The following is a 25,366-nucleotide window of genomic DNA, read 5'->3' as shown; positions in this document are numbered from 1 at the left end:
ACAAAACATTTGTTGACATCTAATTGGTAAGATGATAATATATCAAAGGTGCTCCTATTCAACTAATACTTTGGAGGATATGATTTATGTCTTATGAAAAAGTATTGAAAGCACAAAAAATTGTTATAGGCACAAAACAAACAGTGAAAGCACTCAATGAAGGGCAAGTTCAAGAGTTAGTAGTTGCAAACGATGCTGATCCAAGGATCACAGCAAAGGTCGTTAGCGAAGCTCACTTGATGAATGTACCGGTTCTATATGTAGACTCGATGAAAAAACTCGGTAAAGCATGTGGGATTGAAGTTGGTGCAGCAGCTGTAGCTATTTTACGTTAAAAACTGTTTTTGTAGATAGAGTAGTCTGCAAAAACTTTGTTTTTGCAAAAAAATGAACCACCTGGATGTGTGGACTTACAAAGAATGAAGGGAGGAAACAAATCATGCCAACTATTAATCAATTAGTGCGCAAACCACGTCAATCAGCGGAAGAGAAGTCAAAATCTCCAGCACTTAATAAAGGTTACAACAGCTTTAAGAAATCACAAACAAATGTATCTTCACCACAAAAACGCGGTGTATGTACACGTGTTGGTACTATGACACCAAAGAAACCAAACTCAGCGTTACGTAAATATGCTCGTGTACGTTTGACAAATGGTATTGAGGTGACTGCATACATTCCTGGTATCGGACACAACCTTCAAGAGCACAGTGTTGTTCTTATTCGCGGAGGACGTGTAAAAGACTTACCGGGGGTACGTTATCACATCGTACGTGGAGCTCTTGATACTGCTGGTGTAAACAACCGTATGCAAGGTCGCTCAAAATATGGTACTAAGAGACCAAAAGCAGCTAAGAAATAAGCACAATAAATAGAAGCTTCTTTGAAAGGAGGAAAATTCATGCCACGTAAAGGTCCTGTTGCAAAGCGTGACGTTTTACCAGATCCGCTTTACAATTCTAAATTAGTTACTCGTCTAATCAACAAAATGATGGTAGACGGTAAAAGAGGTAAATCTCAAGAAATCCTTTATTCAGCGTTTGACACCATTCGTGAACGTTCTGGTAAAGAACCGATGGAGATTTTTGACGCAGCAATGAAAAACATCATGCCAGTTCTTGAAGTAAGAGCTCGTCGTGTCGGTGGTGCAAACTACCAAGTTCCAGTTGAGGTGCGCCCTGATCGTAGATCAACTTTAGGTCTTCGTTGGTTAGTAAACTATGCTCGTCTTCGCGGTGAAAAAACCATGGAAGAGCGTTTAGCTAACGAAATCATGGATGCAGCTAACAATACTGGTGCATCTGTTAAGAAACGTGAAGATACACACAAAATGGCAGAAGCAAACAAAGCGTTTGCTCACTATCGTTGGTAATTTAACCTTCAATATAAAAACTTTCATACTAGGAAGGAGAAAGACCCAATGGCAAGAGAGTTCTCCTTAGAAAATACTCGTAATATCGGCATCATGGCTCACATCGATGCCGGTAAAACGACTACCACTGAGCGTGTCCTTTATTACACTGGTCGTATTCATAAGATCGGTGAAACACATGAAGGTGCTTCTCAGATGGACTGGATGGAGCAGGAACAAGAACGCGGAATCACCATCACATCAGCAGCAACAACTGCTTCGTGGAAAGGTCATCGCGTAAACATCATTGACACCCCAGGACACGTAGACTTCACAGTTGAAGTTGAACGTTCCCTTCGTGTACTTGATGGTGCAGTAGCAGTACTTGATGCACAGTCTGGTGTTGAGCCTCAAACTGAAACAGTTTGGCGCCAAGCAACAACTTACGGTGTACCACGTGTAGTATTCGTAAACAAGATGGATAAAATTGGAGCAGATTTCCTATATTCTGTAGGAACTATTCATGACCGCTTGCAAGCGAATGCACACCCAATTCAGTTACCAATCGGTGCTGAAGATCAATTCGAAGCGATCATTGACCTTGTGGAAATGAACGCAGTATTCTACGGCAATGACTTAGGTACTGATATCGAAGTCCGCGAAATTCCTGAAGAATTCCGTGCCCAAGCTGAAGAATATCGTGAAAAATTAGTTGAAGCAGTTGCAGAACTTGATGAAGAATTAATGGAAAAATACCTTAGTGGTGAAGAAATCACTAAAGAAGAGCTAAAAGCTGCTATTCGTAAAGGTACTGTTAATGTTGAATTCTATCCTGTAATCTGTGGATCAGCATTCAAAAACAAAGGTGTTCAGTTAATGCTGGATGCGGTTATCGATTATCTTCCATCACCATTAGATGTACCTTCTATTAAAGGACATGCAATTGATGATGAAGAAGAGGTTATCGAACGTCATTCAAATGATGATGAACCATTCTCAGCACTTGCTTTTAAAGTTATGACTGACCCTTATGTTGGTAAATTAACGTTCTTCCGCGTTTACTCAGGTACTTTAGAGTCTGGATCATATGTTCAAAACTCTACAAAAGGCAAGCGTGAGCGTATCGGACGTATTCTACAAATGCATGCAAACAGCCGTAAAGAAATCTCTAAGGTTTTTGCCGGTGATATTGCAGCTGCTGTAGGTTTGAAAGATACAACTACTGGGGATACACTTTGCGATGAGAAGGATCTAGTTATCCTTGAATCAATGCAATTCCCTGAACCAGTTATTGAACTTTCAGTTGAACCAAAATCAAAAGCTGACCAAGATAAAATGACGACTGCATTACAAAAACTTCAAGAAGAAGATCCAACATTCCGTGCGCATACTGATCAAGAAACAGGTCAAGTAATTATCGCTGGTATGGGTGAACTTCACCTTGATATTATTGTTGATCGTATGCGTCGTGAATTCAAGGTTGAAGCCAACGTAGGTGCTCCACAAGTTGCCTATCGTGAAACTTTCAAAGGCTCTGCACAAGTTGAAGGTAAGTTTGCTCGTCAATCTGGTGGACGCGGTCAATACGGACATGTTTGGATTGAATTCTCACCAAATGAAGCTGGTAAAGGCTTTGAATTTGAAAATGGTATTGTCGGCGGTGTTGTTCCTCGTGAATACATTCCAGCAGTACAAGCAGGTCTTGAAGATGCCCTAAAACGCGGTGTTCTTGCTGGCTATCCATTAGTGGATATTAAAGCAAGATTGTTCGATGGATCATACCATGATGTTGACTCCTCTGAAATGGCGTTTAAAATTGCCGCATCAATGGCACTTAAAAATGCTGCATCAAAATGTCAACCATGTATCCTTGAACCTGTCATGAGGGTTGAAGTTGTTATCCCTGAAGAATATCTTGGTGATATCATGGGACAAATTACTGCTCGTCGTGGCCGTGTTGAAGGTATGGAAGCACGCGGTAACGCTCAAGTTGTTCGCTCAATGGTTCCACTTTCTGAAATGTTTGGTTATGCAACAGCACTTCGTTCAAGTACACAAGGCCGTGGAGTATTCTCTATGCACTTTGATCACTATGAAGAAGTACCAAAATCAATTTCTGAAGAAATTATCAAAAAAAATAAAGGTGAATAATTGATTTTCACCTTTCTTTAAAGTATAACTACTTATGTAAGTTTAGAAACTGTGAATATGCTTGCCATAGTTACAGTTTCTAAAAAATATACTTAAACTTTTATAATCCAAAGGAGGATTTTCCAAATGGCAAAAGCTAAATTCGACCGTTCAAAGCCACACGTTAACATTGGTACTATCGGACACGTTGACCATGGTAAAACTACATTAACAGCAGCAATCACTTCTGTTCTTGCTAAAACTGGTAAAGCTGAAGCACGTGCATACGATCAAATCGATGGTGCACCAGAAGAAAAAGAACGTGGTATTACAATCTCTACTGCACACGTTGAGTATGAAACTGATGCACGTCACTATGCACACGTTGACTGCCCAGGACACGCTGACTATGTTAAAAACATGATCACTGGTGCTGCACAAATGGACGGCGGTATCCTAGTTGTTTCTGCAACTGATGGTCCAATGCCACAAACTCGCGAACACATCCTATTATCTCGTCAAGTAGGTGTTCCTTACCTTGTTGTATTCATGAACAAATGTGACATGGTTGATGACGAAGAACTTCTTGAATTAGTAGAAATGGAAATTCGTGATCTATTAACAGAATACGACTTCCCTGGTGATGACACTCCAGTTATCAAAGGTTCTGCTCTTAAAGCATTAGAAGGCGAAGCTGTTTGGGAAGAAAAAATCAACGAACTTATGGCTGCTGTTGACGAATGGATTCCAACACCAACTCGTGACACTGACAAACCTTTCATGATGCCAGTTGAGGATGTATTCTCAATCACTGGTCGTGGAACTGTTGCTACAGGACGTGTTGAGCGTGGTGTAGTTAAAGTTGGTGACGTAGTTGAAATCGTTGGTTTCACTGAAGAACCAAAATCTACTACTGTAACAGGTGTAGAAATGTTCCGTAAGCTTCTTGATTTTGCTGAAGCTGGTGACAACATCGGTGCCCTTCTTCGTGGTGTAGCACGTGAAGAAATCGAACGTGGTCAAGTATTGGCTAAACCAAAGTCCATTACTCCACACACAAAGTTCAAAGCACAAGTTTACGTTTTATCTAAAGAAGAAGGTGGACGTCATACTCCATTCTTCTCAAACTATCGTCCACAATTCTATTTCCGTACTTCTGATATCACTGGTGTTGTTCACCTTCCAGAAGGTACTGAGATGGTTATGCCTGGCGACCATATCGAAATGGTTGTTGAACTTATCGCTCCAATCGCTATCGAAGAAGGAACTAAGTTCTCTATTCGTGAAGGCGGACGTACAGTTGGTTCAGGTTCAATCACAACTATCACTGAGTAATTTAAACAGTTACTAAATATAAAGAAGGCAGATGGGTGACGATCCATCTGCTTTTTTTAATTGCATTAAAAACATAAGTAAAAATGTTTCTTCTATATAATATATATTCGAAATATTCACTTCTCCTGCTTAAATTATTAGGATATTATTGGAGATTCATAATAATAGTTGAAATTGAAATGAACTGCCGCTATAATAGTAAAAGTGTTCGAAACAGAAACATAAAAAAAATCGTGATAACTGTTGCGTTTGCATTATGTTTTATGTATAATAGACAATGTTGGTCTTTGACTGCGATGAAGTGAAAGGTTGCTGACACACCCGGCCGCTTTGCCATGGCGAGTGTGTGGGAAATTTTCACTGAGTATGTCTATTTATAAAATAGGCGAATAAAGGAGGGAAAATAATGGCAAAACAAAAAATTCGTATCCGTTTAAAAGCATATGATCACAGGATTCTTGATCAATCTGCTGAAAAGATTGTTGAAACAGCAAAACGTTCAGGTGCGGCCGTTTCTGGTCCGATTCCATTACCAACTGAAAAGTCTGTTTACACGATTCTTCGTGCGGTTCATAAGTACAAAGATTCTCGTGAGCAATTTGAAATGCGGACACATAAGCGTCTAATCGACATCGTTAACCCAACTCCACAAACAGTTGATGCGTTAATGCGTTTAGATTTACCATCAGGCGTTGATATTGAAATTAAACTTTAATCAAAATAAACATTCATAAATTTAGGAGGTGTGACTTACATGACCAAAGGAATCTTAGGAAGAAAGATTGGTATGACTCAAGTATTTGCAGAAAACGGCAACTTAATTCCCGTAACTGTTGTTGAGATAGCTCCAAACGTTGTTCTTCAAAAGAAATCAGTTGATAGTGACGGATATGTTTCTGTTCAAGTTGGATTTGAAGACAAACGTGAAAAGCTAGCTAACAAACCTGAAAAGGGACATGTGGCAAAAGCAAATACTGCTCCTAAGCGCTTCATTCGCGAATTCCGCGGAGACGACTTAGCAGCATATGAAGTTGGTCAAGAAGTCAAAGTTGATATTTTCGCTGCCGGCGATATCGTAGATGTAACAGGAATCTCAAAGGGTAAAGGTTTCCAAGGTGTTATCAAACGCCACGGACAATCACGCGGCCCAATGGCTCACGGTTCACGTTATCATCGTCGTCCTGGTTCAATGGGACCTGTTGCTCCAAACCGCGTATTTAAAGGTAAAGCATTACCTGGACGCATGGGTGGAAATCAAGTTACAGTTCAAAACCTTGAAATCGTAAAAGTTGATACAGAACGTAACATTCTTTTAATCAAAGGTAACGTACCAGGAGCTAAAAAAGCATTACTAAAAATCAAAGGTGCGGTTAAAGCATAATTACTTTGTAAGAAAGGAGGAACACAGGAATGCCTAAAGTAGCATTATTAAACCAAAACGGTTCACAAGTTGGTGACATCGAACTTAATGAAGCAGTTTTTGGGATTGAGCCTAACCAACACGTATTATTTGAAGCAATTATTATGCAAAGAGCTTCACTACGTCAAGGAACTCATAAAACAAAAATTCGTTCTGAAGTAGCAGGCGGTGGTCGTAAGCCATGGCGTCAAAAAGGAACTGGCCGTGCACGTCAAGGGTCAATCCGTTCACCACAATGGCGCGGAGGTGGTACTGTATTCGGTCCAACACCACGCAGCTATAGCTACAAATTACCGAAAAAAGTACGTCGCTTAGCGATTAAATCTGCACTTTCATCTAAAGTGTTAGAAGAGAATATCTTAGTACTTGAAAGCTTAGCTTTCGAAGCACCAAAAACAAAGGATTTCAAAACAGTATTAGGTGGTCTTTCTGTAGAGAAAAAAGCACTTATTGTTACTGCTGATCTAGATGAAAACGTGGCATTATCTGCACGTAACATCCCTGGTGTAACAGTTGTAACTGCTGATGGAATCAACGTTTTGGACGTTGTAAATCATGAGAAATTAATCATGACTAAAGCAGCGGTTGAAAAAGTAGAGGAGGTGCTTGCATAATGGAAGCACGCGATATCATTAAGCGCCCCGTTATTACTGAGCGTTCTACTGACTTAATGGCTGAAAAGAAATATACTTTTGAAGTTAATGTGAGAGCTAATAAAACTCAAGTTAAAGATGCTGTTGAAGAAATCTTTGGCGTAGATGTTGAAAAAGTAAACATCATGAACTATAAAGGTAAATTCAAGCGTATGGGTAAATTTGGCGGTTATACTAACAAACGCCGTAAAGCAATTGTCAAATTAACTGCTGACAGCAAAGAGATTGAAATCTTTGAAGCATAAGAATCTAACAAGAAGAGGAGGGAAATAAAATGGCGATTAAAAAGTACAAACCTACCTCCAATGGTCGTCGCGGAATGACAGTTTCTGATTTTGCTGAAATCACAACTAGCACTCCAGAAAAATCTCTATTAGCTCCATTAAAGAGCAAAGGCGGCCGTAATAACCAAGGTAAGTTAACTGTTCGTCATCAAGGTGGCGGCCATAAGCGTCAATATCGTATTATTGATTTCAAACGCAATAAAGATGGCATTCCAGGACGCGTTGCCACTATCGAATACGATCCAAACCGTTCGGCAAATATTGCATTAATTAATTATGTTGATGGAGAAAAGCGTTATATCTTAGCTCCTAAAAACCTAGAAGTTGGTATGGAAGTAATGTCTGGCCCAGAGGCTGACATCAAGGTAGGTAATGCCCTTCCACTAGCTAACATTCCGGTTGGTACTGTAGTACACAACATCGAATTAAAACCAGGTAAAGGCGGCCAGTTAGTTCGTTCTGCTGGAACAAGCGCACAAGTACTTGGTAAAGAAGGTAAATACGTACTTGTACGTTTAAATTCTGGTGAAACTCGTATGATCCTTGCTGAGTGCCGTGCAACTATCGGTCAAGTAGGTAACGAACAACACGAACTTATTAACATTGGTAAAGCAGGTCGTTCACGTTGGTTAGGCAAACGCCCAACAGTTCGTGGATCTGTAATGAACCCTAATGATCACCCACACGGTGGTGGTGAAGGACGTTCACCAATCGGACGTAAATCTCCAATGTCTCCATGGGGTAAACCAACTCTTGGTTACAAAACTCGTAAAAAGAAAAACAAGTCTGATAAGTTTATCGTACGTCGTCGTAAAAAATAACGGGACTAAGCTACGGTTCAGAGAAAGAACCGTAGAACAGTCACGAAGGGAGGTTCCTTCATGGGTCGCAGCTTGAAAAAAGGACCATTTGTTGATGATCATTTAATGGTTAAGGTCGAAAAGTTAAATGAAACGGAAAGTAAACAAGTTATTAAAACTTGGTCTCGCCGTTCTACGATTTTCCCACAATTTATCGGCCACACTATCGCAGTTTATGATGGTCGCAAACATGTGCCTGTTTATGTTACTGAAGACATGGTAGGACACAAGCTTGGAGAATTCGCTCCAACTCGTGCTTACAAAGGCCATGGTAATGATGACAAGAAAACAAGACGTTAAGAGAGGAGGGCATCCAAATGCAAGCTAAAGCTGTTGCAAGAACAGTTCGTATTGCTCCTCGTAAAGCACGTTTAGTCGTTGATTTAATCCGAGGTAAGCAAGTTGGTGAAGCGGTGGCGATTTTAAATCTCACTCCTAAGGCTGCTTCTCCAATCGTGGAAAAAGTATTAAAATCTGCTGTAGCAAACGCTGAGCACAACTATGAAATGGACGTTAACAATCTAGTTGTTGCACAAGCATTTGTTGACGAGGGACCAACTTTAAAACGTTTCCGTCCTCGTGCTATGGGCCGTGCAAGCCAAATCAACAAACGCACTAGCCACATTACAATCGTTTTAACAGAAAAGAAGGAGGGATAAGCTGTGGGTCAAAAAGTAAATCCAGTCGGTTTGCGTATCGGAATCATCCGTGATTGGGAATCTAAATGGTACGCAGGCAAAGACTTTGCTACTCTTTTACACGAAGACCTTAAAGTTCGTGAGTATATCACGAAGCGTTTAAAAGATGCTTCTGTTTCTAAAGTAGAAATCGAACGTGCTGCTAACCGTGTGAATGTTACTATTCATACAGCTAAACCTGGTATGGTTATCGGTAAGGGCGGTACTGAAGTTGAAGCACTTCGTAAAGCATTAAATCAACTTACTGGCAAACGCGTTCATATCAACATTCTTGAAATCAAGAGAGCTGATCTTGATGCGAAACTAGTTGCTGAAAATATTGCTCGTCAATTAGAAAACCGTGTATCTTTCCGTCGTGCACAAAAGCAAGCTATTCAACGTGCAATGCGCGCTGGTGCGAAAGGTATCAAAACACAAGTATCTGGTCGTCTTGGCGGTGCAGATATCGCTCGTGCTGAACATTATAGCGAAGGAACTGTACCTCTTCATACACTTCGTGCAGATATCGACTATGCTACTGCTGAAGCAGATACTACTTATGGTAAGCTAGGCGTTAAAGTATGGATCTATAAGGGAGAAGTCCTTCCTACTAAGAAGAAAAATGCGGAAGGAGGCAAATAATCATGTTATTGCCAAAACGCGTAAAATATCGCCGTCAACATCGTGGTAATATGCGTGGAAACGCAAAAGGCGGTACTGAAGTAACTTTCGGTGAATTCGGCCTACAAGCAACTGAAGCTTCTTGGATCACTAACCGCCAAATTGAAGCTGCTCGTATTGCGATGACACGTTACATGAAACGTGGCGGTAAAGTATGGATTAAAATATTCCCACATAAGCCTTACACTGCTAAACCATTAGAAGTACGGATGGGTTCCGGTAAAGGGGCACCTGAAGGCTGGGTAGCTGTTGTTAAGCCTGGAAGAATCATGTTTGAAATCGCTGGTGTTTCTGAAGAAGTTGCACGTGAAGCACTTCGACTTGCAATGCACAAACTTCCTATTAAATGTAAGTTTGTAAAACGAGAAGAAATTGGTGGTGAATCAAGTGAAAGCTAATGAACTACGTGACCTTACCACTGCTGAAATTGAACAAAAAGTTAAATCTTTAAAAGAAGAGCTTTTCAACCTTCGCTTTCAATTGGCGACAGGACAACTTGAAAACACAGCTCGTATTCGTGAAGTACGCAAAGCAATTGCTCGCATGAAGACAGTTGTTCGTGAAAGAGAAATCAGCGTTAACAAGTAATTACCCGAGAGGAGGTTCACACAATGAGTGAACGTAACCAGCGCAAAGTTTACACTGGACGCGTTGTTTCGGATAAAATGGATAAAACTGTTACAGTTTTAGTCGAAACTTACAAAAAGCATCCACTTTACGGTAAACGCGTGAAATACTCTAAAAAGTTTAAAGCTCATGATGAGCAAAACGAAGCTAAAATCGGCGATGTAGTACGCATCATGGAAACTCGCCCACTTTCAGCTACTAAACGCTTCCGTTTAGTCGAAGTTGTAGAAAAAGCAGTTATTATTTAATTGTTCGGATAAGCTTCATTCCGAAGGGAGGTTACACACATGATTCAACAAGAATCACGTTTAAAAGTTGCTGACAACTCTGGTGCTCGTGAAGTACTTACGATTAAAGTTCTTGGTGGTTCTGGTCGCAAAACTGCTGGTATTGGTGATGTGATCGTTTGTACAGTAAAACAAGCAACACCTGGTGGCGTTGTTAAAAAAGGTGACGTCGTTAAGGCTGTTATTGTTCGTACAAAGAGCGGTGCTCGTCGTCAAGATGGATCATACATTCGTTTTGATGAAAACGCATGTGTCATTATTAAAGATGATAAGAGCCCGCGTGGAACTCGTATCTTCGGACCAGTTGCCCGCGAACTACGCGACAACAACTTTATGAAAATCGTATCATTAGCTCCAGAAGTATTATAATTTTAAAATCAATTGCCTTTAAGGAGGTGCTTACTGATGCATGTGAAAAAAGGTGACAAGGTCAGAGTCATTTCTGGCAAGGATAAAGGCAAAACAGGAGTAATCCTAGCAGCATATCCGAAAGAGAGCCGAGTACTAGTTGAAGGTGTAAACATTGCTAAAAAACACTCAAAACCTTCACAAGTGAACCCACAAGGTGGGATTATCAGCTTTGAGGCTCCAATTCATGTATCAAATGTAATGCCTATCGATCCTAAATCAGGTAACCCAACTCGTGTAGGTTCCACAACGGTTGATGGCAAAAAAGTACGTGTAGCAAAATCCGGTGAAGTTCTAGATAAATAGTTCAAATTAAGAAGGGAGGTACTATTACATGAACCGCCTAAAAGAAAAATATGTTAAAGAAGTTACACCTGCTCTAATGAGCAAGTTCAACTATAAATCAGTAATGCAAGTTCCTCAACTTGATAAAATCGTTATTAACATGGGTGTTGGTGATGCTGTTGCAAATGCAAAAGCACTTGACAATGCTGTTGAAGAGCTTGCAACGATTACAGGTCAAAAGCCTGTTGTCACTCGTGCGAAAAAGTCTATCGCTGGCTTCCGTCTTCGTGAAGGTATGCCAATCGGTGCAAAAGTTACTCTTCGCGGTGAACGCATGTACGAATTCTTGGATAAATTAGTTTCCGTTTCTTTACCTCGTGTACGTGACTTCCGTGGTGTTTCTAAAAAAGCATTCGATGGTCGCGGTAACTATACTTTGGGTATTAAAGAACAATTAATCTTCCCTGAAATTGATTACGATAAAGTAAGCAAAGTTCGTGGTATGGATATCGTTATCGTAACGACTGCAAACACTGATGAAGAATCTCGTGAACTTTTAACTCAATTTGGAATGCCATTCCAAAAGTAATCGTTAAATAAGGGAGGCGAAAACGTGGCTAAAAAGTCAATGATTGCGAAACAACAACGCACGCCTAAATTCAAAGTACAAGAGTACACACGTTGCGAACGTTGCGGACGTCCACACTCTGTATACCGTAAATTTAAGCTTTGCCGTATTTGTTTCCGTGAATTAGCATACAAAGGACAAATTCCTGGTATTAAAAAAGCTAGCTGGTAAAACCCAAGTCTGGGAAGGAGGTAAAAATAATGGTCATGACAGATCCAATTGCTGATATGCTTACTCGCATTCGTAATGCGAACATGGTGCGTCACGAAAAGTTAGAAGTGCCTGCTTCTAATTTAAAGAAAGAAATTGCTGAAATTTTAAAGCGCGAAGGTTTCGTACGTGACGTCGAATTTATCGAAGACAACAAACAAGGTATCATCCGTATCTTCTTAAAATACGGTGCAAATAACGAACGTGTTATTACTGGTCTTAAGCGCATAAGCAAGCCTGGACTTCGAGTTTACGCTAAATCAAATGAGGTACCACGCGTTCTTAACGGTCTTGGTATCGCATTAGTTTCAACATCTACTGGTGTTATTACAGATAAAGAAGCTCGTGCAAAACAAATCGGCGGCGAAGTACTAGCTTACGTTTGGTAATCGAGTTTTTGAATGAATGGAGGTGCACTAAATGTCACGCGTAGGAAAAAAACCAATTGAAATTCCAGCAGGAGTTACAGTTACTTTAAACAATAACACTGTTACTGTTAAAGGACCTAAAGGCGAACTTACTCGTTCTTTTAATCCTGAGATCACTATTAAGGTTGAAGAAAACCTTGTAACAGTTACTCGTCCATCCGACGTGAAAGAACACCGCGCATTGCACGGTACAACTCGCGCCGTGATCGCAAACATGGTTGAAGGTGTTTCTACTGGCTTTACTAGAGGCTTAGAGTTAATCGGGGTTGGATACCGTGCCCAAAAGCAAGGTAACAAGCTTGTATTAAACGTTGGTTACTCACACCCAGTTGAAATTGAACCTGAAGCTGGCCTTGAAATCGAAGTACCTGCTAATACTAAGATTATTATTAAAGGTACTGATAAAGAACGTGTTGGTGCATTAGCTGCCAATATTCGCGGAGTACGTCCTCCTGAGCCTTATAAAGGCAAAGGAATCCGTTACGAAGGCGAATTTGTCCGTCGTAAAGAGGGTAAAACTGGTAAGTAATGCCGCATAAGTAAACGAAAGGAGTGACGTAAATGATTACGAAGCAAGATAAAAACGCTACTCGCAAGAAAAGACATGCTCGTGTTCGTGCGAAACTTAGCGGTACTTCTGCTCGTCCACGTCTAAATGTGTTCCGTTCTAACAAACACATTTATGCTCAATTAATCGATGACATGAATGGAGTCACTTTAGCAAGTGCTTCTTCTATAGAAAAAGATTTCGGTCTTGAATCTACAAGTAACGTTGAAGCTGCCCAAAAGGTCGGAGAATTAGTTGCTAAGCGTGCTGTAGAAAAAGGTATCACTTCTATTGTCTTTGACCGTGGAGGATACCTATACCACGGACGTGTGCAAGCATTAGCTGATGCAGCCCGTGAAAACGGCTTACAATTTTAATAGACAAAGGAGGGACACAAAAAGATGCGTCGTATTGATCCAAACAAACTTGAACTAGAAGAACGCGTAGTCACGGTTAACCGTGTTGCGAAAGTTGTTAAAGGTGGACGTCGTTTCCGCTTCACTGCTCTTGTAGTAGTTGGCGATAAAAACGGCCATGTTGGTTTCGGTACTGGTAAAGCTCAAGAAGTACCAGATGCCATCCGCAAAGCCATCGAAGATGCAAAGAAAAACTTAGTCGAAGTAGCAATGGTTGGAACAACAATTCCTCACCAAGTAATTGGACGTTTTGGTGCTGGCGAAATTCTTCTAAAACCTGCTTCTGAAGGTACTGGAGTTATTGCTGGTGGTCCAGTTCGTGCCGTACTTGAGTTAGGCGGGGTAGCTGATATCCTTTCTAAGTCATTAGGAACAAACACTCCAATTAACATGGTCCGCGCTACAATTGATGGTATAACACAATTAAAACGTGCTGAAGACGTAGCTAAATTACGTGGTAAATCAGTAGAAGAACTGTTAGGATACGGGGGGAAATAAAATGGCGAATAAACTATTAGTTACCCTCACTCGTAGCGTTATTGGTCGCCCTGGCGACCAACGCGAAACAGTTAAAGCATTAGGATTACGGAAATTAAACCAAACAGTTGAGCATCAAGATAACGCTGCTATTCGCGGTATGATTAATAAAGTTGCTCACCTTGTAACAGTTAAAGAACAATAATTGATTTTTTTCTTTAATAAGGAGGTGCCAATATGAAACTTCATGAATTAAAGCCTGCCGAAGGTTCTCGTCATGCACGAAAACGTTTAGGTCGTGGTATCGGTTCAGGACAAGGTAAAACAGCAGGTAAAGGACATAAAGGACAAAATGCTCGTTCTGGTGGCGGTGTCCGTCTTGGATTTGAGGGTGGTCAAACACCTTTATTCCGTCGTTTACCAAAACGTGGTTTTACCAACATCAGCCGTAAAGAGTATGCTATTGTGAATCTAGATGCTTTAAATCGCTTTGAAGAAGGTACAGAAGTTACTCCAGAACTTCTTATCGAATCAGGTGTTGTAAGTAACGAGAAAGCAGGAATCAAAATTCTTGCTAAAGGGAACGTTGAGAAAAAGTTGACTGTTAAAGCTCACAAATTCTCCTCTGCTGCTAAGGAAGCGATCGAAGCTGCTGGTGGAACTACTGAGGTGATCTAATGTTCCAGACAATCTCCAATTTTATGCGCGTGGGTGAGATAAGAAAAAAGATCATTTTCACCCTTCTGATGTTAGTTGTATTTCGACTAGGTACATTTATTCCTGTACCGAATGTCAATGCTGAAGTGCTTGCTAGCCAAGATAAGCTAAGTGTTTTCGGTATCTTAAATACCTTTGGAGGTGGAGCATTAAAACAATTCTCCATCTTTGCAATGGGTATCATGCCGTATATCACTGCTTCAATCATCATTCAGCTTTTACAAATGGATGTTGTTCCTAAATTTACGGAATGGTCCAAGCAAGGTGAATCAGGTCGTCGTAAGATTGCTCAAATCACCCGTTATTTTACTGTTGTGCTTGGATTTATCCAAGCATTAGGTATGTCCTATGGTTTTAATAACTTAGCCAGCGGACAATTGATTGAAAATCCCGGAATTGGTACGTATTTATTGATCGCTCTAGTGTTAACGGCTGGTACAGCATTTTTGATGTGGTTAGGTGAGCAAATTACTGAAAAGGGTGTAGGTAATGGTATTTCCATTATCATCTTTGCAGGTATTGCTGCTGGTATTCCTTCAACAGTCAATCAAATCTATGTTCAGCAGTTTGAAAATGCAGGAGAAGCATTATTTTTACGTATCGTAACTGTTGTTTTAATAGTACTTGCGGTGATCGCTATAGTTGTCGGTGTTATTTTTATTCAACAAGCTAATCGTAAAATTCCTATTCAGTATGCAAAACGTATGGTTGCAGGACGAAATCCAGTAGGTGGACAGTCAACTCACATGCCGTTAAAAGTTAACGCAGCTGGGGTTATTCCTGTTATCTTTGCGGTTTCTTTCATTGTAACGCCAAGAACGATTGCATCCTTTTTTCCAACCAATGATGTAACGCTTTGGATTACCAAGAATCTAGATTATACTCATCCAATTGGGATGACGTTATATGCGGCATTAATTATCGCGTTCACTTATTTCTATGCTTTTATCCAAGTTAACCCTGAACAAGCAGCGGAAAACTTACAAAAGCAAAGCGGCTATATCCCTGGTATTCGTCCAGGAAAGAGTACGCAGGAATACTTAACTCGAGTGTTATACCGTTTAACTTTTGTGGGTGCACTTTTCTTAACCGTAATTGCCGTACTTCCTACTATTTTTATTAAAATAGCAAACTTACCGCAATCGGCTCAAATTGGCGGAACAAGTCTTTTGATCGTTGTCGGCGTTGCGCTTGATACGTACAAACAGCTTGAAGCTCAATTGGTTAAACGTCATTATAAAGGCTTTATAAAATAAAGGTTTTAGGGACCTATTGGCCCCTGAAACCCATTTATAGCACGAGGGGGGAACACGTGTGAATTTAGTATTAATGGGGCTTCCAGGTGCTGGTAAAGGCACTCAAGCCGAAAGAATCGTGGAACAATACGGCATCCCTCATATCTCTACAGGAGATATGTTCCGTGCAGCGATGAAAGAAGGAACGGAACTAGGATTACAAGCGAAATCTTTCATGGATAAAGGCGAACTTGTACCTGATGAAGTAACAATTGGTATTGTTCGTGAACGATTAAGCAAGGATGACTGTCAAAAAGGCTTCTTATTAGATGGTTTCCCTAGAACTGTCCCTCAAGCAGATGCTTTGGAAAATCTATTAGGTGATTTAAATAAGAAAATTGACTATGTCATCAATATCAATGTTGATAAAAGTATCTTAATGGAGCGTTTGACAGGACGTCGAATCTGTAAGGAATGTGGATCAACTTATCATTTAGTTTTTAATCCTCCTGCAAAAGAGGGCATCTGCGACAAGTGTGGCGGAGAGCTTTACCAAAGAGCTGATGATAATGCTGAAACTGTTCAAAACCGGTTAGATGTTAATATCAAACAACAAGAACCATTGCTTACTTTTTATGAAACAAAAGGCTATCTCCGTACGATCGATGGTCAGCAGGATATTAAAAAAGTATTTGCTGAGATCGAGCAATTGCTTGAGGGCTTACATTAATGGTCATTAGTACAATCGTGCGAGCGACTTTCGAACAACTCTTCAACAAGATTCAAAAGTATGTGGAAGAAAATAGCTTTTCTATTGTACTGAGTATGTAGGACCGAGAGTTGGGCAAGACTTACATGATGAAATGGTTATTCCTAATTATGTAGAAATTACTTGCGGACAGATGACAAACAATATGTTACTATTATAAGGTTGCTATTGTTGTACGAATGAGAAGATGAATTTATATTTTCTAACATATTTTTGAAATGAGAAGGGAGTCGAGACGATGGCCAAAGACGATGTAATTGAAATTGAAGGTAAAGTAATTGAAACTTTGCCAAATGCCATGTTTAAGGTAGAATTAGAAAATGGTCATACTGTGCTAGCTCATGTTTCTGGTAAAATTCGTATGCATTTCATCCGTATTCTGCCTGGTGACAAGGTAACTGTTGAGCTTTCTCCATATGACTTAACACGCGGAAGAATTACCTACCGCTTCAAATAAACTGCTTGCTTGCACTCCGTACTATTAAGGAGGTTAGGATAATGAAAGTAAGACCATCTGTTAAACCGATCTGCGAAAAGTGCAAAGTTATCCGTAGACGCGGAAAAGTTATGGTTATCTGTGAAAACCCTAAACATAAACAAAAACAAGGTTAATTTTAAGGAGGTGCGCTCATTATGGCACGTATTGCTGGTGTAGATATTCCACGTGAAAAACGTGTAGTTATCTCTTTGACTTACATTTATGGTATTGGTAAAAATACGGCACAAAAAGTGTTAGCAGAAGCTGGTGTTTCTGAAGATACTCGTGTTCGTGATTTAACAGAAGACGAATTAAACAAAATCCGTGACATCATCGACAAGTTAAAAGTTGAAGGTGATCTTCGCCGTGAAATTTCTCTTAACATTAAGCGTTTAATGGAAATCGGCTGCTACCGCGGATTACGTCATCGTCGTGGTTTACCGGTTCGTGGACAAAATACGAAAAACAACGCTCGTACACGCAAAGGTCCTCGTAAGACTGTTGCGAACAAGAAGAAGTAATCGGCAAAGGAGGTTATTTAAATGGCACGTAAAACTAATACACGTAAACGTCGTGTTAAAAAGAATATTGAATCAGGTATCGCGCATATTCGTTCAACATTTAACAATACGATCGTAACAATCACTGATGTTCATGGTAATGCAATTTCATGGTCAAGTGCTGGTGCGCTTGGATTTAGAGGTTCTCGTAAATCTACTCCATTCGCAGCTCAAATGGCAGCTGAAACTGCTGCTAAAACTTCCATTGAACATGGTATGAAAACTTTAGAAGTTACTGTTAAAGGACCTGGTGCAGGCCGTGAAGCTGCTATCCGTGCTCTTCAAGCTGCTGGTCTTGAAGTAACTGCTATTAAAGACGTAACACCTGTTCCTCATAATGGATGCCGTCCACCAAAACGTCGTCGTGTTTAATTTTTCTGTATAGATTTTGTATCATGTGTCTATAATGGGATATGATATCAATTTTTTGCACTATTACAGAAGATTTATTCCAGTTGTTGTGCACAAAACGGGAACGTATACATGGGGGAATTTCGATTAGGAATACCTAATTGAGGTTTCGACGTTTTGAAGGAGGGTTATTGATGATCGAAATAGAAAAACCAAAAATTGAAACGATTGAGATCAACGATGATGCCAAGTACGGTAAGTTCGTCGTAGAGCCACTTGAGCGTGGATATGGTACCACTTTGGGTAACTCCTTACGTCGTATCCTACTATCTTCACTCCCAGGTGCCGCTGTTACATCGATTCAAATCGATGGGGTGCTTCATGAATTCTCAACAATTGAAGGCGTCGTAGAGGATGTAACATCCATCATTTTAAACATTAAGAAATTAGCTTTAAAAATCTACTCTGACGAAGAAAAAACACTTGAGATTGATTTGCAGGGTGAAGGACCTGTCAAGGCTGGTAATATTACACATGACAGCGATGTTGAGATTTTAAATCCAGATCTTCATATTGCAACATTAGCATCAAATGGACATCTTCGCATGCGATTAACCGCTAGACGTGGTCGTGGATATACACCTGCAGAACAGAATAAGAGAGAAGATCAACCGATTGGTGTGATTGCTATTGACTCTATTTTTACACCTGTTTCTCGTGTGTCATATCAAGTAGAAAATACTCGTGTAGGTCAATTATCAAATTTTGATAAGCTAACACTAGATGTTTGGACCGATGGAAGCACGGGGCCAAAAGAAGCGATTGCTCTTGGTTCGAAAATTTTGACTGAGCATTTGAATATCTTCGTTGGGTTAACGGATGAAGCGCAAAATGCTGAAATTATGATTGAAAAAGAAGAAGATCAAAAAGAAAAAGTTCTTGAAATGACAATTGAAGAATTAGATCTTTCTGTTCGTTCTTATAACTGTTTGAAACGTGCTGGAATCAACACTGTTCAGGAATTAGCTAATAAGACTGAAGAAGATATGATGAAAGTTCGTAATTTAGGCCGCAAATCACTCGAAGAAGTGAAGGCAAAACTAGAAGAGCTTGGATTAGGCTTGCGTAAAGACGACTAGTCTTTAGCATGACAAAAAATCCGTTTTATGACTTCAACAAAGGAGGGAACCCTTCATGGCATACAGAAAGTTAGGACGCACAAGTGCACAGCGTAAAGCTATGCTACGTGATTTAACTACAGATTTAATTATCAATGAGCGCATCGAAACAACAGAAACTCGCGCGAAAGAACTTCGTGTGACTGTTGAAAAAATGATCACTTTAGGTAAACGCGGGGATTTACATGCTCGTCGTCAAGCTTCATCTTACGTTCGTAATGAAGTTGCTGATGCTGAAAATGGTCAAGATGCTGTACAAAAACTATTCGCTGATATTGCTCCACGTTACCAAGAGCGTCAAGGTGGATATACTCGTATAATGAAACTTGGACCACGCCGCGGCGATGGTGCACCAATGGTAATTATCGAGTTAGTTTAATACACTCACAGACAACAAGGGCGCTGGACAGTTTACAAACAAACTTGTTCTTTGCCCTTTTTCTGTAAGGACTAATTTTATATATGGTACGACTCAAGCCAAAACGAGTGTTATGATGAGCGTAACTCCAAGTATTTGGAGATTTAAAGCGCTATTTGATATCATATCGGCTTTATCTTAGTAATTTGATTTCGAGTAGGTTTAAACAATTTCGCATCCATGTGATTCGTTGATTGATTACGTCTCGTCTAGCTCATGCACCTCCTCCCATTTCTTTTTTAAGAAATCCCATTTTTGCAGTTGAATACGTGCTGCCTGGGGACGAGGTGCGGGCTTTTTTTATATTTTAAAGGAATTTTAGCTGAGTACAGATGAGCTGAGAGGAGGAATATCAGTGAAAGAGTCAATTGTATCTCTTAAGGGAGTTTCCTTTCAATATGATTTACAAGAACGTTATGCATTAAACAACGTAAGTTTCGACATATATGAAAGAGAATGGCTTGCAATCGTAGGTCACAATGGTTCTGGTAAGTCCACGATGGCGAAGCTCTTAAATGGATTACAGTTTCCGCAGCAGGGTGAGATTACGGTTTGTGGGATCAAGCTGAATGAAGAGTCGATTTGGGAGATTCGGAAAAGAATCGGAATGGTTTTTCAGAATCCTGACAACCAGTTTGTTGGAACAACTGTACAGGATGATGTGGCTTTTGGTTTAGAAAATAATGGAGTACCTAGAGAAGAAATGGTTCAGCGTGTAGAGGATTCATTAAGAAAAGTGAAAATGGATCAATTTCTATATCAAGAGCCCCACCATCTATCAGGTGGACAAAAGCAGCGTGTTGCCATTGCGGGTGTATTGGCTTTGAGGCCTTCAATCATTATACTTGATGAAGCCACCTCCATGCTTGACCCAAGAGGGCGTGAGGAAGTATTAGAGACGGTTAGACTTTTAAAAGAGGAGAAATCCTTAACCGTTATTTCGATTACTCATGATTTAGATGAGGCTGCAAAGGCGGATCGAATCATTGTCATGAATAAAGGTGAAGTTTTTCAAGAGGGAACCCCAGAGGAAATCTTCTCAATGGACGAGCAATTGATTCAATTAGGATTGGATATTCCGTTCTCAGTCAAAATGAGCAAAGCATTCCGTCAAAAGGGAATTCATTTATCAAAGCATTATCTATCGGAAGAAGAGTTGGTGACAGAGTTATGGACATCTCGCTTCAACATGTAGAATATCGCTATCAAGCAAACTCTCCTTTTGAAAGGCTGGCAATCGAGGACGTATCCATCGATATTCCTGCTGGCACGTACATGGCGATTATTGGCCATACGGGGTCTGGAAAATCGACTGTTCTTCAGCATTTAAATGCCTTGCTTGTACCCTCAAAAGGAATGGTTAAAATTGGCGAACATGAAATTAAGGCAGACCAGAAAAATAAAAACTTAAAATCAGTTCGGCAAAAAGTCGGGATTGTGTTTCAATTTCCCGAACATCAATTATTTGAAGAAACAGTTGAAAAAGATATTATGTTTGGTCCGTTAAATTTTGGTGTACCCGAAACAGAGGCAAAGAAAAGGGCACGCCATGCTCTGAAACAGGTAGGTCTTGCTGAGGATATCTTGGAAAAATCACCATTTGATTTGTCGGGCGGACAAATGCGACGTGTAGCCATCGCCGGTGTACTAGCAATGGAGCCTGATGTGATTGTCTTGGATGAACCTACAGCGGGATTAGACCCTAGAGGTCGAAAAGAAGTCATGGACATGTTTTATACGCTTCATAATGAACGACAGCTATCAACCATCTTGGTCACCCACAGTATGGAAGACGCGGCAAGATACGCTGATCAAATTGTGATTATGCAGCAAGGAAAGGTCGTCAAAAAGGGAACACCAGAAGAAATATTCTCTGCCCCAACGGAGCTGGTCCAAATGGGACTTGATGTTCCCGAGGTGGTTCGGTTCCAGCTTAAACTAGAGGAGAAAACAGGAATAAAACTAGGGAAAATCTATCTTTCTATCGATGAGTTAACAACTGCGGTAACAGAGTTCAGCAGAGGTGTGCGCTCATGATGGAAAAAATGATTTTTGGCCGCTATGTACCTGCTGATTCAACTGTTCATAAGATGGATCCTCGTTCAAAATTACTGATTATCTTTTTATTTGTTTGTATTATTTTTCTAGCCAATAACGCGATTACGTATGGACTCATTGGAATTTATACCTTTTATATGCTTGGCATGTCCCGGATTCCTATTCGCTTTTTGTATGGCGGGCTTAAACCTGTCTTATGGCTTGTTTTATTTACCCTAGTATTGCAGTTGTTTTTTACCAAGCAAGGAGATCTTTTGTTTCAATTAGGTCCGATTAAAATATATGAAGAAGGGGTTAGGCAGGGGATTTTTATTTCCTTACGTTTCTTCTTTTTAATTTTAATGACGTCATTATTGACGTTAACGACCAGTCCAATTGAAATTACAGATGGAATGGAAACACTTTTGAATCCATTAAAAAAGGTTCGTTTTCCGGTCCATGAGATGGCGTTAATGATGTCTATTTCATTGCGGTTTATACCAACCCTAATGCAAGAAACAGACAAGATTATGAAGGCACAGATGGCCCGTGGAGTGGAATTTGCCAGCGGACCATTTAAGGAGCGCATTAAGGCTGTCATCCCCCTTCTTATTCCCTTGTTTGTCAGTTCCTTTAAAAGGGCTGAGGAGCTAGCGATTGCAATGGAAGCTCGTGGCTATCGCGGTGGTGAGGGAAGAACGAAATATCGGCAATTAAGCTGGAAAATGGTTGATTCCATACAGATTCTTGTCTTAGTTATTTTAACGATTCTATTATTCTTATTACGTTCATAATGGAGCGAAACCATGCAAAGGTATAAATGCATTATTTCCTATGATGGCTCGAGGTTTTCCGGCTATCAGGTTCAGCCGAAAAAGAGAACAGTCCAATCAGTACTAGAAGCGGCTCTAGCAAAAATCCATAAGGGTGAACCGATTAAAGTGGCGGCTTCTGGTCGTACGGATGCCGGCGTTCATGCAAAAGGACAGGTGATTCACTTTGATTCGCCGCTTCTGATTGTCGAGAATAAATGGGAATTGGCGCTAAATTCGCTATTACCTGATGATATTTCTGTTCTGTCAGTCCAGAAGGCAAGTGCGGGCTTCCATGCCCGTTTTGATGCGGTGGGAAAGGAATATCACTATCTTCTCCAGCTATCTTCCAAAAGGGATCCCTTTCGGCGGAATTTTGTTTATCATTATCCCTATAAATTAAATATTGTCGCAATGCGAGAGGCTAGTAAATCTTTCCTTGGGACCCACGACTTTACTAGTTTTTGCTCAGCAAAGACGGAAGTAGAAGATAAAGTCAGGACGATCGAGACAATTGATTTTAGCCGGGATGGTAACTTACTTACGATCCGGTTTGTTGGGAATGGTTTTTTGTATAATATGGTACGCATTCTCGTTGGAACGCTTTTAGAGGTTGGCTCCGGAGATCGTAACCCTGAAGAAATCTCAGCTATATTAGAAAAAAAAGATCGCCGCTTCGCCGGAAAAACAGCACCAGCCCAGGGATTATATCTTTGGCAGGTGTTTTATGAAAAAAATATTTAAAACAACCTCACCTGGTGTAACATTTCCTTGACAATTTGGCTGGGAGAATTTATTATATTATATGTGTGTGTTTTTAATACCACGATAAAGCCCCGGAAAGTCTTAATCGTGATTGAAAATATATGAATTGAAATTAAGCGCACAATGGCAGAAGACGCTCATTCCCGGAACAGAATGATCACTGACTGCTTAATAATAGTGCGAAATCATAATCTTTAGTGGATTTAATTAGGAGGGAAATAAATGCGTACAACGTTTATGGCAAATGCCAACAATATCGAGCGTAAATGGTACGTGATTGATGCTGAAGGCCAAACTCTTGGTCGTCTTGCTTCTGAAGTAGCAGCAATCTTACGTGGTAAAAACAAACCAACTTTTACACCACATGTTGACACTGGTGATCATGTAATTATTCTTAACGCATCTAAAGTAGAATTAACTGGTAAGAAATTGACTGACAAGATTTACTACCGTCACACAATGCACCCAGGTGGTTTAAAAACAAGAACTGCTCTTGAAATGCGTACGAACTATGCTGAAAGAATGATTGAACTTGCTGTTAAAGGCATGCTTCCAAAGAATTCTCTTGGCCGTCAAACGTTTAAAAAATTACATGTCTATGCTGGTAGTGAGCATCCACACCAAGCACAAAAACCTGAAGTTTACGAACTTCGCGGTTAATTAAAAGGGAGGGAAATAACTTGGCACAAGTTCAATATATTGGTACTGGCCGTCGTAAGAGCTCTGTCGCACGTGTGCGCTTAGTTCCAGGCACAGGTAAAATTGTCATTAATGGTCGTGAAATCGAAGATTATATCCCATTTGAAGCATTACGTGTTGTTGTAAGACAACCATTAGTAGCTACTGAAACTGTTGGCAGCTATGATGTTCTTGTAAACGTAAGCGGTGGTGGATACACTGGTCAAGCTGGAGCAATCCGTCACGGTGTAGCTCGTGCATTACTTCTAGCAGATCCAGAATACCGTCCAACATTAAAAAGCGCGGGATTATTAACTCGTGATCCACGTATGAAAGAACGTAAGAAATACGGTCTTAAAGGCGCTCGTCGTGCACCTCAGTTCTCAAAACGTTAATTTACCAACGTTTCAAGGCTCTTTTCACTTTTGTGGAAAGGGTCTTTTTTATTTTAAAAAAGTTCTTTTGACCACATTTTGACCACCAAAAACTTTTTGACCACATCTGACCACTAATCATAGCTCGATATACTTTTCGAATTTTGAGGCGGTTTGCTCTTTAAGGGTGTTAGTTACATGGGTATATATATTCATAGTCATTTTAATATCGGCGTGTCCAAGCCGCTCTTGTACTTCTTTAATACTTGCACCAGCTTCAAATAATAAGGATGCATGTGTATGGCGTAAACCGTGTATAGTTATGGGATGGAGATTGTGTTTCTTTATTAGTATATTTAGCTTTTCATTAAGATAGGCTAAGCGTAAAGGTGTTCCATCACCTCTTGTAAATACAAGATTATTGCCACCATTTAATTTCCTATTAGCAAAATCCTCTTCCATTTGGCTTATACGCCATTTTTTAAGAAAGGAAAGGGTTTTACTATCCAAACTAATTAAACGCCTAGAATCCCTTGTTTTTGGCGTCTGAAAGATATGTTTTCCATCAGTCTGGAATAGGGTTCTCCATAAGCGGATAGAACCCGCCTCAAAATCAATATCTTCCCATGTTAACGCTAATAACTCCCCTTTCCGAGCCCCTGTGTAAATTAAGAGATGAAGGAGTACATGATCCCGAAGTGATATTTCCTTTTTAGTAATGGAAAGGAATTTTTTTACCTCTTCCTTTGTCCAATAATTACGCTTCTCGAATTCATTTTCCTCATTAAGTAACTCTTGTGGGTGCTTGGGTATTGTTACGTGTTCCATTGGATTTTTTGAGATTATGTCCATTTTTACGGCATATTTGAAAACTTGGTTTGCCTGAATTTTAATATCATTAACGGAAGCGATAGAATCCGCAATTTCGTTAATCATTTTTTGGCAATATGCTTTTGAAATGTCCTTCACTTTTAATTTTCCAAAACGGGGTAGAATATGCCTTTTGAATTTTGATTCAATGGTTTTTTTAGTGCTAGCTTTTATAGTTTTAGCATGATTAGCAAACCATTGTTCAAAAACGTCTACATAGGTAATGTTATTATTATTGATTAACGATCCATTTGCTATTTCTTGTTCCAGCTTAGCTGCCGCCGCCTGAGCCTCTTTCTTTGTGTTAAATCCCCTACGTGTTGTTGTTTGCCTTTTTCCTGTCTCAGGATTAAAACCAGTATCCATTTTAAACAACCACATTTGACCTTGTTTTGTCATGTATTTTTGAAATGATGCCAT

General features: G+C 40.1%; 41 protein-coding genes. 40 read left to right on the top strand and 1 reads right to left on the bottom strand.

What is annotated here, in order from left to right; translation table 11 throughout:
• Positions 1–86: 86 nt before the first annotated feature.
• The 40 genes from AC3ANL_RS26065 to rpsI all read left to right on the top strand — a co-directional run bounded on the left by AC3ANL_RS26065 (position 87) and on the right by rpsI (position 24,097).
• Positions 87–335, top strand: a complete 249-nt coding sequence (locus AC3ANL_RS26065) for a 50S ribosomal protein L7ae-like protein (protein ID WP_488327159.1) — start codon at positions 87–89, stop codon at positions 333–335.
• A gap of 104 nt (positions 336–439) precedes the next feature.
• Positions 440–862, top strand: coding sequence for a 30S ribosomal protein S12 (rpsL, locus tag AC3ANL_RS26060; protein WP_488327158.1), 423 nt, complete (start codon positions 440–442; stop codon positions 860–862).
• 39 nt (positions 863–901) lie between these two features.
• Positions 902–1,372 (top strand): 30S ribosomal protein S7, encoded by a 471-nt coding sequence (gene rpsG, locus AC3ANL_RS26055; RefSeq protein ID WP_040203232.1) that lies wholly within the window; start codon positions 902–904, stop codon positions 1,370–1,372.
• A 48-nt stretch (positions 1,373–1,420) separates the two neighbouring features.
• Positions 1,421–3,502 (top strand): elongation factor G, encoded by a 2,082-nt coding sequence (gene fusA, locus AC3ANL_RS26050; protein WP_488327157.1) that lies wholly within the window; start codon positions 1,421–1,423, stop codon positions 3,500–3,502.
• A 126-nt stretch (positions 3,503–3,628) separates the two neighbouring features.
• Complete coding sequence (tuf, locus tag AC3ANL_RS26045; RefSeq protein WP_488327156.1) at positions 3,629–4,816, top strand: elongation factor Tu; 1,188 nt, start codon at positions 3,629–3,631, stop codon at positions 4,814–4,816.
• Positions 4,817–5,222: 406 nt separating this feature from the next.
• Entirely contained in the window at positions 5,223–5,531 is a 309-nt protein-coding gene (gene rpsJ, locus AC3ANL_RS26040; RefSeq protein WP_007085291.1) for a 30S ribosomal protein S10, read from the top strand.
• 39 nt (positions 5,532–5,570) lie between these two features.
• Complete coding sequence (rplC, locus tag AC3ANL_RS26035) at positions 5,571–6,197, top strand: 50S ribosomal protein L3 (protein WP_488327155.1); 627 nt, start codon at positions 5,571–5,573, stop codon at positions 6,195–6,197.
• 29 nt (positions 6,198–6,226) lie between these two features.
• Positions 6,227–6,850 carry a 50S ribosomal protein L4 gene (gene rplD, locus AC3ANL_RS26030; RefSeq protein WP_488327154.1) on the top strand — a complete coding sequence of 208 codons (624 nt, stop codon included), beginning with the start codon at positions 6,227–6,229 and terminating at the stop codon, positions 6,848–6,850.
• Complete coding sequence (gene rplW / locus AC3ANL_RS26025) at positions 6,850–7,134, top strand: 50S ribosomal protein L23 (RefSeq protein WP_488327153.1); 285 nt, start codon at positions 6,850–6,852, stop codon at positions 7,132–7,134. The genes rplD and rplW overlap by 1 nt, the downstream gene beginning before the upstream one ends.
• A 29-nt stretch (positions 7,135–7,163) precedes the next feature.
• A complete protein-coding gene (rplB, locus tag AC3ANL_RS26020; protein ID WP_488327152.1) occupies positions 7,164–7,994 on the top strand; it encodes a 50S ribosomal protein L2 in 831 nt (276 codons plus the stop codon).
• A gap of 60 nt (positions 7,995–8,054) precedes the next feature.
• Positions 8,055–8,333, top strand: a complete 279-nt coding sequence (rpsS, locus tag AC3ANL_RS26015) for a 30S ribosomal protein S19 (RefSeq protein WP_026565526.1) — start codon at positions 8,055–8,057, stop codon at positions 8,331–8,333.
• Between the two features lie 17 nt (positions 8,334–8,350).
• The gene (gene rplV / locus AC3ANL_RS26010; RefSeq protein WP_488327151.1) at positions 8,351–8,692 is read left to right on the top strand and encodes a 50S ribosomal protein L22; all 342 of its coding nucleotides are present in this window, start codon (positions 8,351–8,353) and stop codon (positions 8,690–8,692) included.
• 3 nt (positions 8,693–8,695) lie between these two features.
• Positions 8,696–9,352, top strand: coding sequence for a 30S ribosomal protein S3 (gene rpsC / locus AC3ANL_RS26005; protein ID WP_488327150.1), 657 nt, complete (start codon positions 8,696–8,698; stop codon positions 9,350–9,352).
• Between the two features lie 2 nt (positions 9,353–9,354).
• Positions 9,355–9,789, top strand: a complete 435-nt coding sequence (gene rplP, locus AC3ANL_RS26000; protein WP_488327149.1) for a 50S ribosomal protein L16 — start codon at positions 9,355–9,357, stop codon at positions 9,787–9,789.
• Positions 9,779–9,979, top strand: a complete 201-nt coding sequence (gene rpmC, locus AC3ANL_RS25995) for a 50S ribosomal protein L29 (protein WP_007085282.1) — start codon at positions 9,779–9,781, stop codon at positions 9,977–9,979. The genes rplP and rpmC overlap by 11 nt, the downstream gene beginning before the upstream one ends.
• Positions 9,980–10,002: 23 nt before the next feature.
• A complete protein-coding gene (gene rpsQ, locus AC3ANL_RS25990) occupies positions 10,003–10,266 on the top strand; it encodes a 30S ribosomal protein S17 (RefSeq protein WP_023626421.1) in 264 nt (87 codons plus the stop codon).
• 39 nt (positions 10,267–10,305) lie between these two features.
• Positions 10,306–10,674, top strand: a complete 369-nt coding sequence (gene rplN, locus AC3ANL_RS25985) for a 50S ribosomal protein L14 (protein WP_488327148.1) — start codon at positions 10,306–10,308, stop codon at positions 10,672–10,674.
• A 36-nt stretch (positions 10,675–10,710) separates the two neighbouring features.
• Positions 10,711–11,019: a 50S ribosomal protein L24 gene (rplX, locus tag AC3ANL_RS25980; protein ID WP_488327147.1), complete on the top strand. Its 309-nt coding sequence runs from the start codon at positions 10,711–10,713 to the stop codon at positions 11,017–11,019.
• Between the two features lie 28 nt (positions 11,020–11,047).
• Entirely contained in the window at positions 11,048–11,587 is a 540-nt protein-coding gene (gene rplE, locus AC3ANL_RS25975; protein ID WP_488327146.1) for a 50S ribosomal protein L5, read from the top strand.
• Between the two features lie 24 nt (positions 11,588–11,611).
• Positions 11,612–11,797 carry a 30S ribosomal protein S14 gene (rpsN, locus tag AC3ANL_RS25970; protein WP_488327145.1) on the top strand — a complete coding sequence of 62 codons (186 nt, stop codon included), beginning with the start codon at positions 11,612–11,614 and terminating at the stop codon, positions 11,795–11,797.
• A 29-nt stretch (positions 11,798–11,826) separates the two neighbouring features.
• Positions 11,827–12,225: a 30S ribosomal protein S8 gene (gene rpsH, locus AC3ANL_RS25965; protein ID WP_205181787.1), complete on the top strand. Its 399-nt coding sequence runs from the start codon at positions 11,827–11,829 to the stop codon at positions 12,223–12,225.
• Positions 12,226–12,256: 31 nt separating this feature from the next.
• Entirely contained in the window at positions 12,257–12,793 is a 537-nt protein-coding gene (rplF, locus tag AC3ANL_RS25960; RefSeq protein ID WP_488327144.1) for a 50S ribosomal protein L6, read from the top strand.
• A 32-nt stretch (positions 12,794–12,825) separates the two neighbouring features.
• Positions 12,826–13,188, top strand: coding sequence for a 50S ribosomal protein L18 (rplR, locus tag AC3ANL_RS25955; RefSeq protein ID WP_488327143.1), 363 nt, complete (start codon positions 12,826–12,828; stop codon positions 13,186–13,188).
• 24 nt (positions 13,189–13,212) lie between these two features.
• Positions 13,213–13,725: a 30S ribosomal protein S5 gene (gene rpsE, locus AC3ANL_RS25950; protein WP_488327142.1), complete on the top strand. Its 513-nt coding sequence runs from the start codon at positions 13,213–13,215 to the stop codon at positions 13,723–13,725.
• Position 13,726: 1 nt separating this feature from the next.
• The gene (gene rpmD / locus AC3ANL_RS25945) at positions 13,727–13,909 is read left to right on the top strand and encodes a 50S ribosomal protein L30 (RefSeq protein ID WP_488327141.1); all 183 of its coding nucleotides are present in this window, start codon (positions 13,727–13,729) and stop codon (positions 13,907–13,909) included.
• 32 nt (positions 13,910–13,941) lie between these two features.
• Entirely contained in the window at positions 13,942–14,382 is a 441-nt protein-coding gene (rplO, locus tag AC3ANL_RS25940) for a 50S ribosomal protein L15 (protein ID WP_488327140.1), read from the top strand.
• Complete coding sequence (secY, locus tag AC3ANL_RS25935) at positions 14,382–15,677, top strand: preprotein translocase subunit SecY (RefSeq protein WP_488327139.1); 1,296 nt, start codon at positions 14,382–14,384, stop codon at positions 15,675–15,677. Before rplO ends, secY begins: the two co-directional genes overlap by 1 nt.
• A gap of 58 nt (positions 15,678–15,735) precedes the next feature.
• Positions 15,736–16,386, top strand: a complete 651-nt coding sequence (locus AC3ANL_RS25930; protein ID WP_488327138.1) for an adenylate kinase — start codon at positions 15,736–15,738, stop codon at positions 16,384–16,386.
• A gap of 277 nt (positions 16,387–16,663) precedes the next feature.
• Complete coding sequence (infA, locus tag AC3ANL_RS25925; RefSeq protein WP_007085268.1) at positions 16,664–16,882, top strand: translation initiation factor IF-1; 219 nt, start codon at positions 16,664–16,666, stop codon at positions 16,880–16,882.
• Positions 16,883–16,923: 41 nt separating this feature from the next.
• Positions 16,924–17,037: a 50S ribosomal protein L36 gene (rpmJ, locus tag AC3ANL_RS25920; protein WP_000868344.1), complete on the top strand. Its 114-nt coding sequence runs from the start codon at positions 16,924–16,926 to the stop codon at positions 17,035–17,037.
• Between the two features lie 21 nt (positions 17,038–17,058).
• Positions 17,059–17,424, top strand: coding sequence for a 30S ribosomal protein S13 (rpsM, locus tag AC3ANL_RS25915; protein ID WP_026565543.1), 366 nt, complete (start codon positions 17,059–17,061; stop codon positions 17,422–17,424).
• A 21-nt stretch (positions 17,425–17,445) separates the two neighbouring features.
• Positions 17,446–17,835, top strand: coding sequence for a 30S ribosomal protein S11 (rpsK, locus tag AC3ANL_RS25910; RefSeq protein ID WP_024027886.1), 390 nt, complete (start codon positions 17,446–17,448; stop codon positions 17,833–17,835).
• A 173-nt stretch (positions 17,836–18,008) separates the two neighbouring features.
• Positions 18,009–18,953, top strand: a complete 945-nt coding sequence (locus AC3ANL_RS25905; RefSeq protein ID WP_488327137.1) for a DNA-directed RNA polymerase subunit alpha — start codon at positions 18,009–18,011, stop codon at positions 18,951–18,953.
• Positions 18,954–19,008: 55 nt separating this feature from the next.
• Positions 19,009–19,371: a 50S ribosomal protein L17 gene (rplQ, locus tag AC3ANL_RS25900; RefSeq protein WP_307413391.1), complete on the top strand. Its 363-nt coding sequence runs from the start codon at positions 19,009–19,011 to the stop codon at positions 19,369–19,371.
• A 394-nt stretch (positions 19,372–19,765) separates the two neighbouring features.
• The gene (locus AC3ANL_RS25895; protein ID WP_488327136.1) at positions 19,766–20,605 is read left to right on the top strand and encodes an energy-coupling factor ABC transporter ATP-binding protein; all 840 of its coding nucleotides are present in this window, start codon (positions 19,766–19,768) and stop codon (positions 20,603–20,605) included.
• A complete protein-coding gene (locus AC3ANL_RS25890) occupies positions 20,581–21,447 on the top strand; it encodes an energy-coupling factor ABC transporter ATP-binding protein (protein WP_488327135.1) in 867 nt (288 codons plus the stop codon). The genes AC3ANL_RS25895 and AC3ANL_RS25890 overlap by 25 nt, the downstream gene beginning before the upstream one ends.
• Positions 21,444–22,241: an energy-coupling factor transporter transmembrane component T family protein gene (locus tag AC3ANL_RS25885; protein WP_488327134.1), complete on the top strand. Its 798-nt coding sequence runs from the start codon at positions 21,444–21,446 to the stop codon at positions 22,239–22,241. The genes AC3ANL_RS25890 and AC3ANL_RS25885 overlap by 4 nt, the downstream gene beginning before the upstream one ends.
• Before the next feature lie 12 nt (positions 22,242–22,253).
• Entirely contained in the window at positions 22,254–23,003 is a 750-nt protein-coding gene (truA, locus tag AC3ANL_RS25880) for a tRNA pseudouridine(38-40) synthase TruA (protein ID WP_488327133.1), read from the top strand.
• Positions 23,004–23,246: 243 nt separating this feature from the next.
• Complete coding sequence (gene rplM / locus AC3ANL_RS25875) at positions 23,247–23,684, top strand: 50S ribosomal protein L13 (protein ID WP_488327132.1); 438 nt, start codon at positions 23,247–23,249, stop codon at positions 23,682–23,684.
• Positions 23,685–23,704: 20 nt separating this feature from the next.
• A complete protein-coding gene (gene rpsI / locus AC3ANL_RS25870; RefSeq protein ID WP_488327131.1) occupies positions 23,705–24,097 on the top strand; it encodes a 30S ribosomal protein S9 in 393 nt (130 codons plus the stop codon).
• A gap of 117 nt (positions 24,098–24,214) precedes the next feature.
• Here rpsI and AC3ANL_RS25865 read toward each other — a convergent pair whose 3' ends face one another.
• Positions 24,215–25,366 (bottom strand): tyrosine-type recombinase/integrase, encoded by a 1,152-nt coding sequence (locus AC3ANL_RS25865; RefSeq protein WP_488329841.1) that lies wholly within the window; start codon positions 25,364–25,366, stop codon positions 24,215–24,217.

The sequence above is a fragment of the Neobacillus sp. DHD-1R genome, assembly GCF_057747995.1.
Note: the sequence above shows the minus strand (reverse complement) of the source record. Positions and strands in the feature narration are given on the sequence as shown.

Excerpts from the sequence above, each read along its gene's own strand:
- AC3ANL_RS26065 (WP_488327159.1), top strand. The coding sequence starts at position 87 with ATGTCTTATGAAAAAGTATTGAAAGCACAAAAAATTGTTATAGGCACA.
- rpsL (WP_488327158.1), top strand. The coding sequence starts at position 440 with ATGCCAACTATTAATCAATTAGTGCGCAAACCACGTCAATCAGCGGAA.
- rpsG (WP_040203232.1), top strand. The coding sequence starts at position 902 with ATGCCACGTAAAGGTCCTGTTGCAAAGCGTGACGTTTTACCAGATCCG.
- fusA (WP_488327157.1), top strand. The coding sequence starts at position 1,421 with ATGGCAAGAGAGTTCTCCTTAGAAAATACTCGTAATATCGGCATCATG.
- tuf (WP_488327156.1), top strand. The coding sequence starts at position 3,629 with ATGGCAAAAGCTAAATTCGACCGTTCAAAGCCACACGTTAACATTGGT.
- rpsJ (WP_007085291.1), top strand. The coding sequence starts at position 5,223 with ATGGCAAAACAAAAAATTCGTATCCGTTTAAAAGCATATGATCACAGG.
- rplC (WP_488327155.1), top strand. The coding sequence starts at position 5,571 with ATGACCAAAGGAATCTTAGGAAGAAAGATTGGTATGACTCAAGTATTT.
- rplD (WP_488327154.1), top strand. The coding sequence starts at position 6,227 with ATGCCTAAAGTAGCATTATTAAACCAAAACGGTTCACAAGTTGGTGAC.
- rplW (WP_488327153.1), top strand. The coding sequence starts at position 6,850 with ATGGAAGCACGCGATATCATTAAGCGCCCCGTTATTACTGAGCGTTCT.
- rplB (WP_488327152.1), top strand. The coding sequence starts at position 7,164 with ATGGCGATTAAAAAGTACAAACCTACCTCCAATGGTCGTCGCGGAATG.
- rpsS (WP_026565526.1), top strand. The coding sequence starts at position 8,055 with ATGGGTCGCAGCTTGAAAAAAGGACCATTTGTTGATGATCATTTAATG.
- rplV (WP_488327151.1), top strand. The coding sequence starts at position 8,351 with ATGCAAGCTAAAGCTGTTGCAAGAACAGTTCGTATTGCTCCTCGTAAA.
- rplP (WP_488327149.1), top strand. The coding sequence starts at position 9,355 with ATGTTATTGCCAAAACGCGTAAAATATCGCCGTCAACATCGTGGTAAT.
- rpsQ (WP_023626421.1), top strand. The coding sequence starts at position 10,003 with ATGAGTGAACGTAACCAGCGCAAAGTTTACACTGGACGCGTTGTTTCG.
- rplN (WP_488327148.1), top strand. The coding sequence starts at position 10,306 with ATGATTCAACAAGAATCACGTTTAAAAGTTGCTGACAACTCTGGTGCT.
- rplX (WP_488327147.1), top strand. The coding sequence starts at position 10,711 with ATGCATGTGAAAAAAGGTGACAAGGTCAGAGTCATTTCTGGCAAGGAT.
- rplE (WP_488327146.1), top strand. The coding sequence starts at position 11,048 with ATGAACCGCCTAAAAGAAAAATATGTTAAAGAAGTTACACCTGCTCTA.
- rpsH (WP_205181787.1), top strand. The coding sequence starts at position 11,827 with ATGGTCATGACAGATCCAATTGCTGATATGCTTACTCGCATTCGTAAT.
- rplF (WP_488327144.1), top strand. The coding sequence starts at position 12,257 with ATGTCACGCGTAGGAAAAAAACCAATTGAAATTCCAGCAGGAGTTACA.
- rplR (WP_488327143.1), top strand. The coding sequence starts at position 12,826 with ATGATTACGAAGCAAGATAAAAACGCTACTCGCAAGAAAAGACATGCT.
- rpsE (WP_488327142.1), top strand. The coding sequence starts at position 13,213 with ATGCGTCGTATTGATCCAAACAAACTTGAACTAGAAGAACGCGTAGTC.
- rpmD (WP_488327141.1), top strand. The coding sequence starts at position 13,727 with ATGGCGAATAAACTATTAGTTACCCTCACTCGTAGCGTTATTGGTCGC.
- rplO (WP_488327140.1), top strand. The coding sequence starts at position 13,942 with ATGAAACTTCATGAATTAAAGCCTGCCGAAGGTTCTCGTCATGCACGA.
- secY (WP_488327139.1), top strand. The coding sequence starts at position 14,382 with ATGTTCCAGACAATCTCCAATTTTATGCGCGTGGGTGAGATAAGAAAA.
- infA (WP_007085268.1), top strand. The coding sequence starts at position 16,664 with ATGGCCAAAGACGATGTAATTGAAATTGAAGGTAAAGTAATTGAAACT.
- rpmJ (WP_000868344.1), top strand. The coding sequence starts at position 16,924 with ATGAAAGTAAGACCATCTGTTAAACCGATCTGCGAAAAGTGCAAAGTT.
- rpsM (WP_026565543.1), top strand. The coding sequence starts at position 17,059 with ATGGCACGTATTGCTGGTGTAGATATTCCACGTGAAAAACGTGTAGTT.
- rpsK (WP_024027886.1), top strand. The coding sequence starts at position 17,446 with ATGGCACGTAAAACTAATACACGTAAACGTCGTGTTAAAAAGAATATT.
- AC3ANL_RS25905 (WP_488327137.1), top strand. The coding sequence starts at position 18,009 with ATGATCGAAATAGAAAAACCAAAAATTGAAACGATTGAGATCAACGAT.
- rplQ (WP_307413391.1), top strand. The coding sequence starts at position 19,009 with ATGGCATACAGAAAGTTAGGACGCACAAGTGCACAGCGTAAAGCTATG.
- AC3ANL_RS25890 (WP_488327135.1), top strand. The coding sequence starts at position 20,581 with ATGGACATCTCGCTTCAACATGTAGAATATCGCTATCAAGCAAACTCT.
- AC3ANL_RS25885 (WP_488327134.1), top strand. The coding sequence starts at position 21,444 with ATGATGGAAAAAATGATTTTTGGCCGCTATGTACCTGCTGATTCAACT.
- truA (WP_488327133.1), top strand. The coding sequence starts at position 22,254 with ATGCAAAGGTATAAATGCATTATTTCCTATGATGGCTCGAGGTTTTCC.
- rplM (WP_488327132.1), top strand. The coding sequence starts at position 23,247 with ATGCGTACAACGTTTATGGCAAATGCCAACAATATCGAGCGTAAATGG.
- AC3ANL_RS25865 (WP_488329841.1), bottom strand. The coding sequence starts at position 25,366 with ATGGCATCATTTCAAAAATACATGACAAAACAAGGTCAAATGTGGTTG.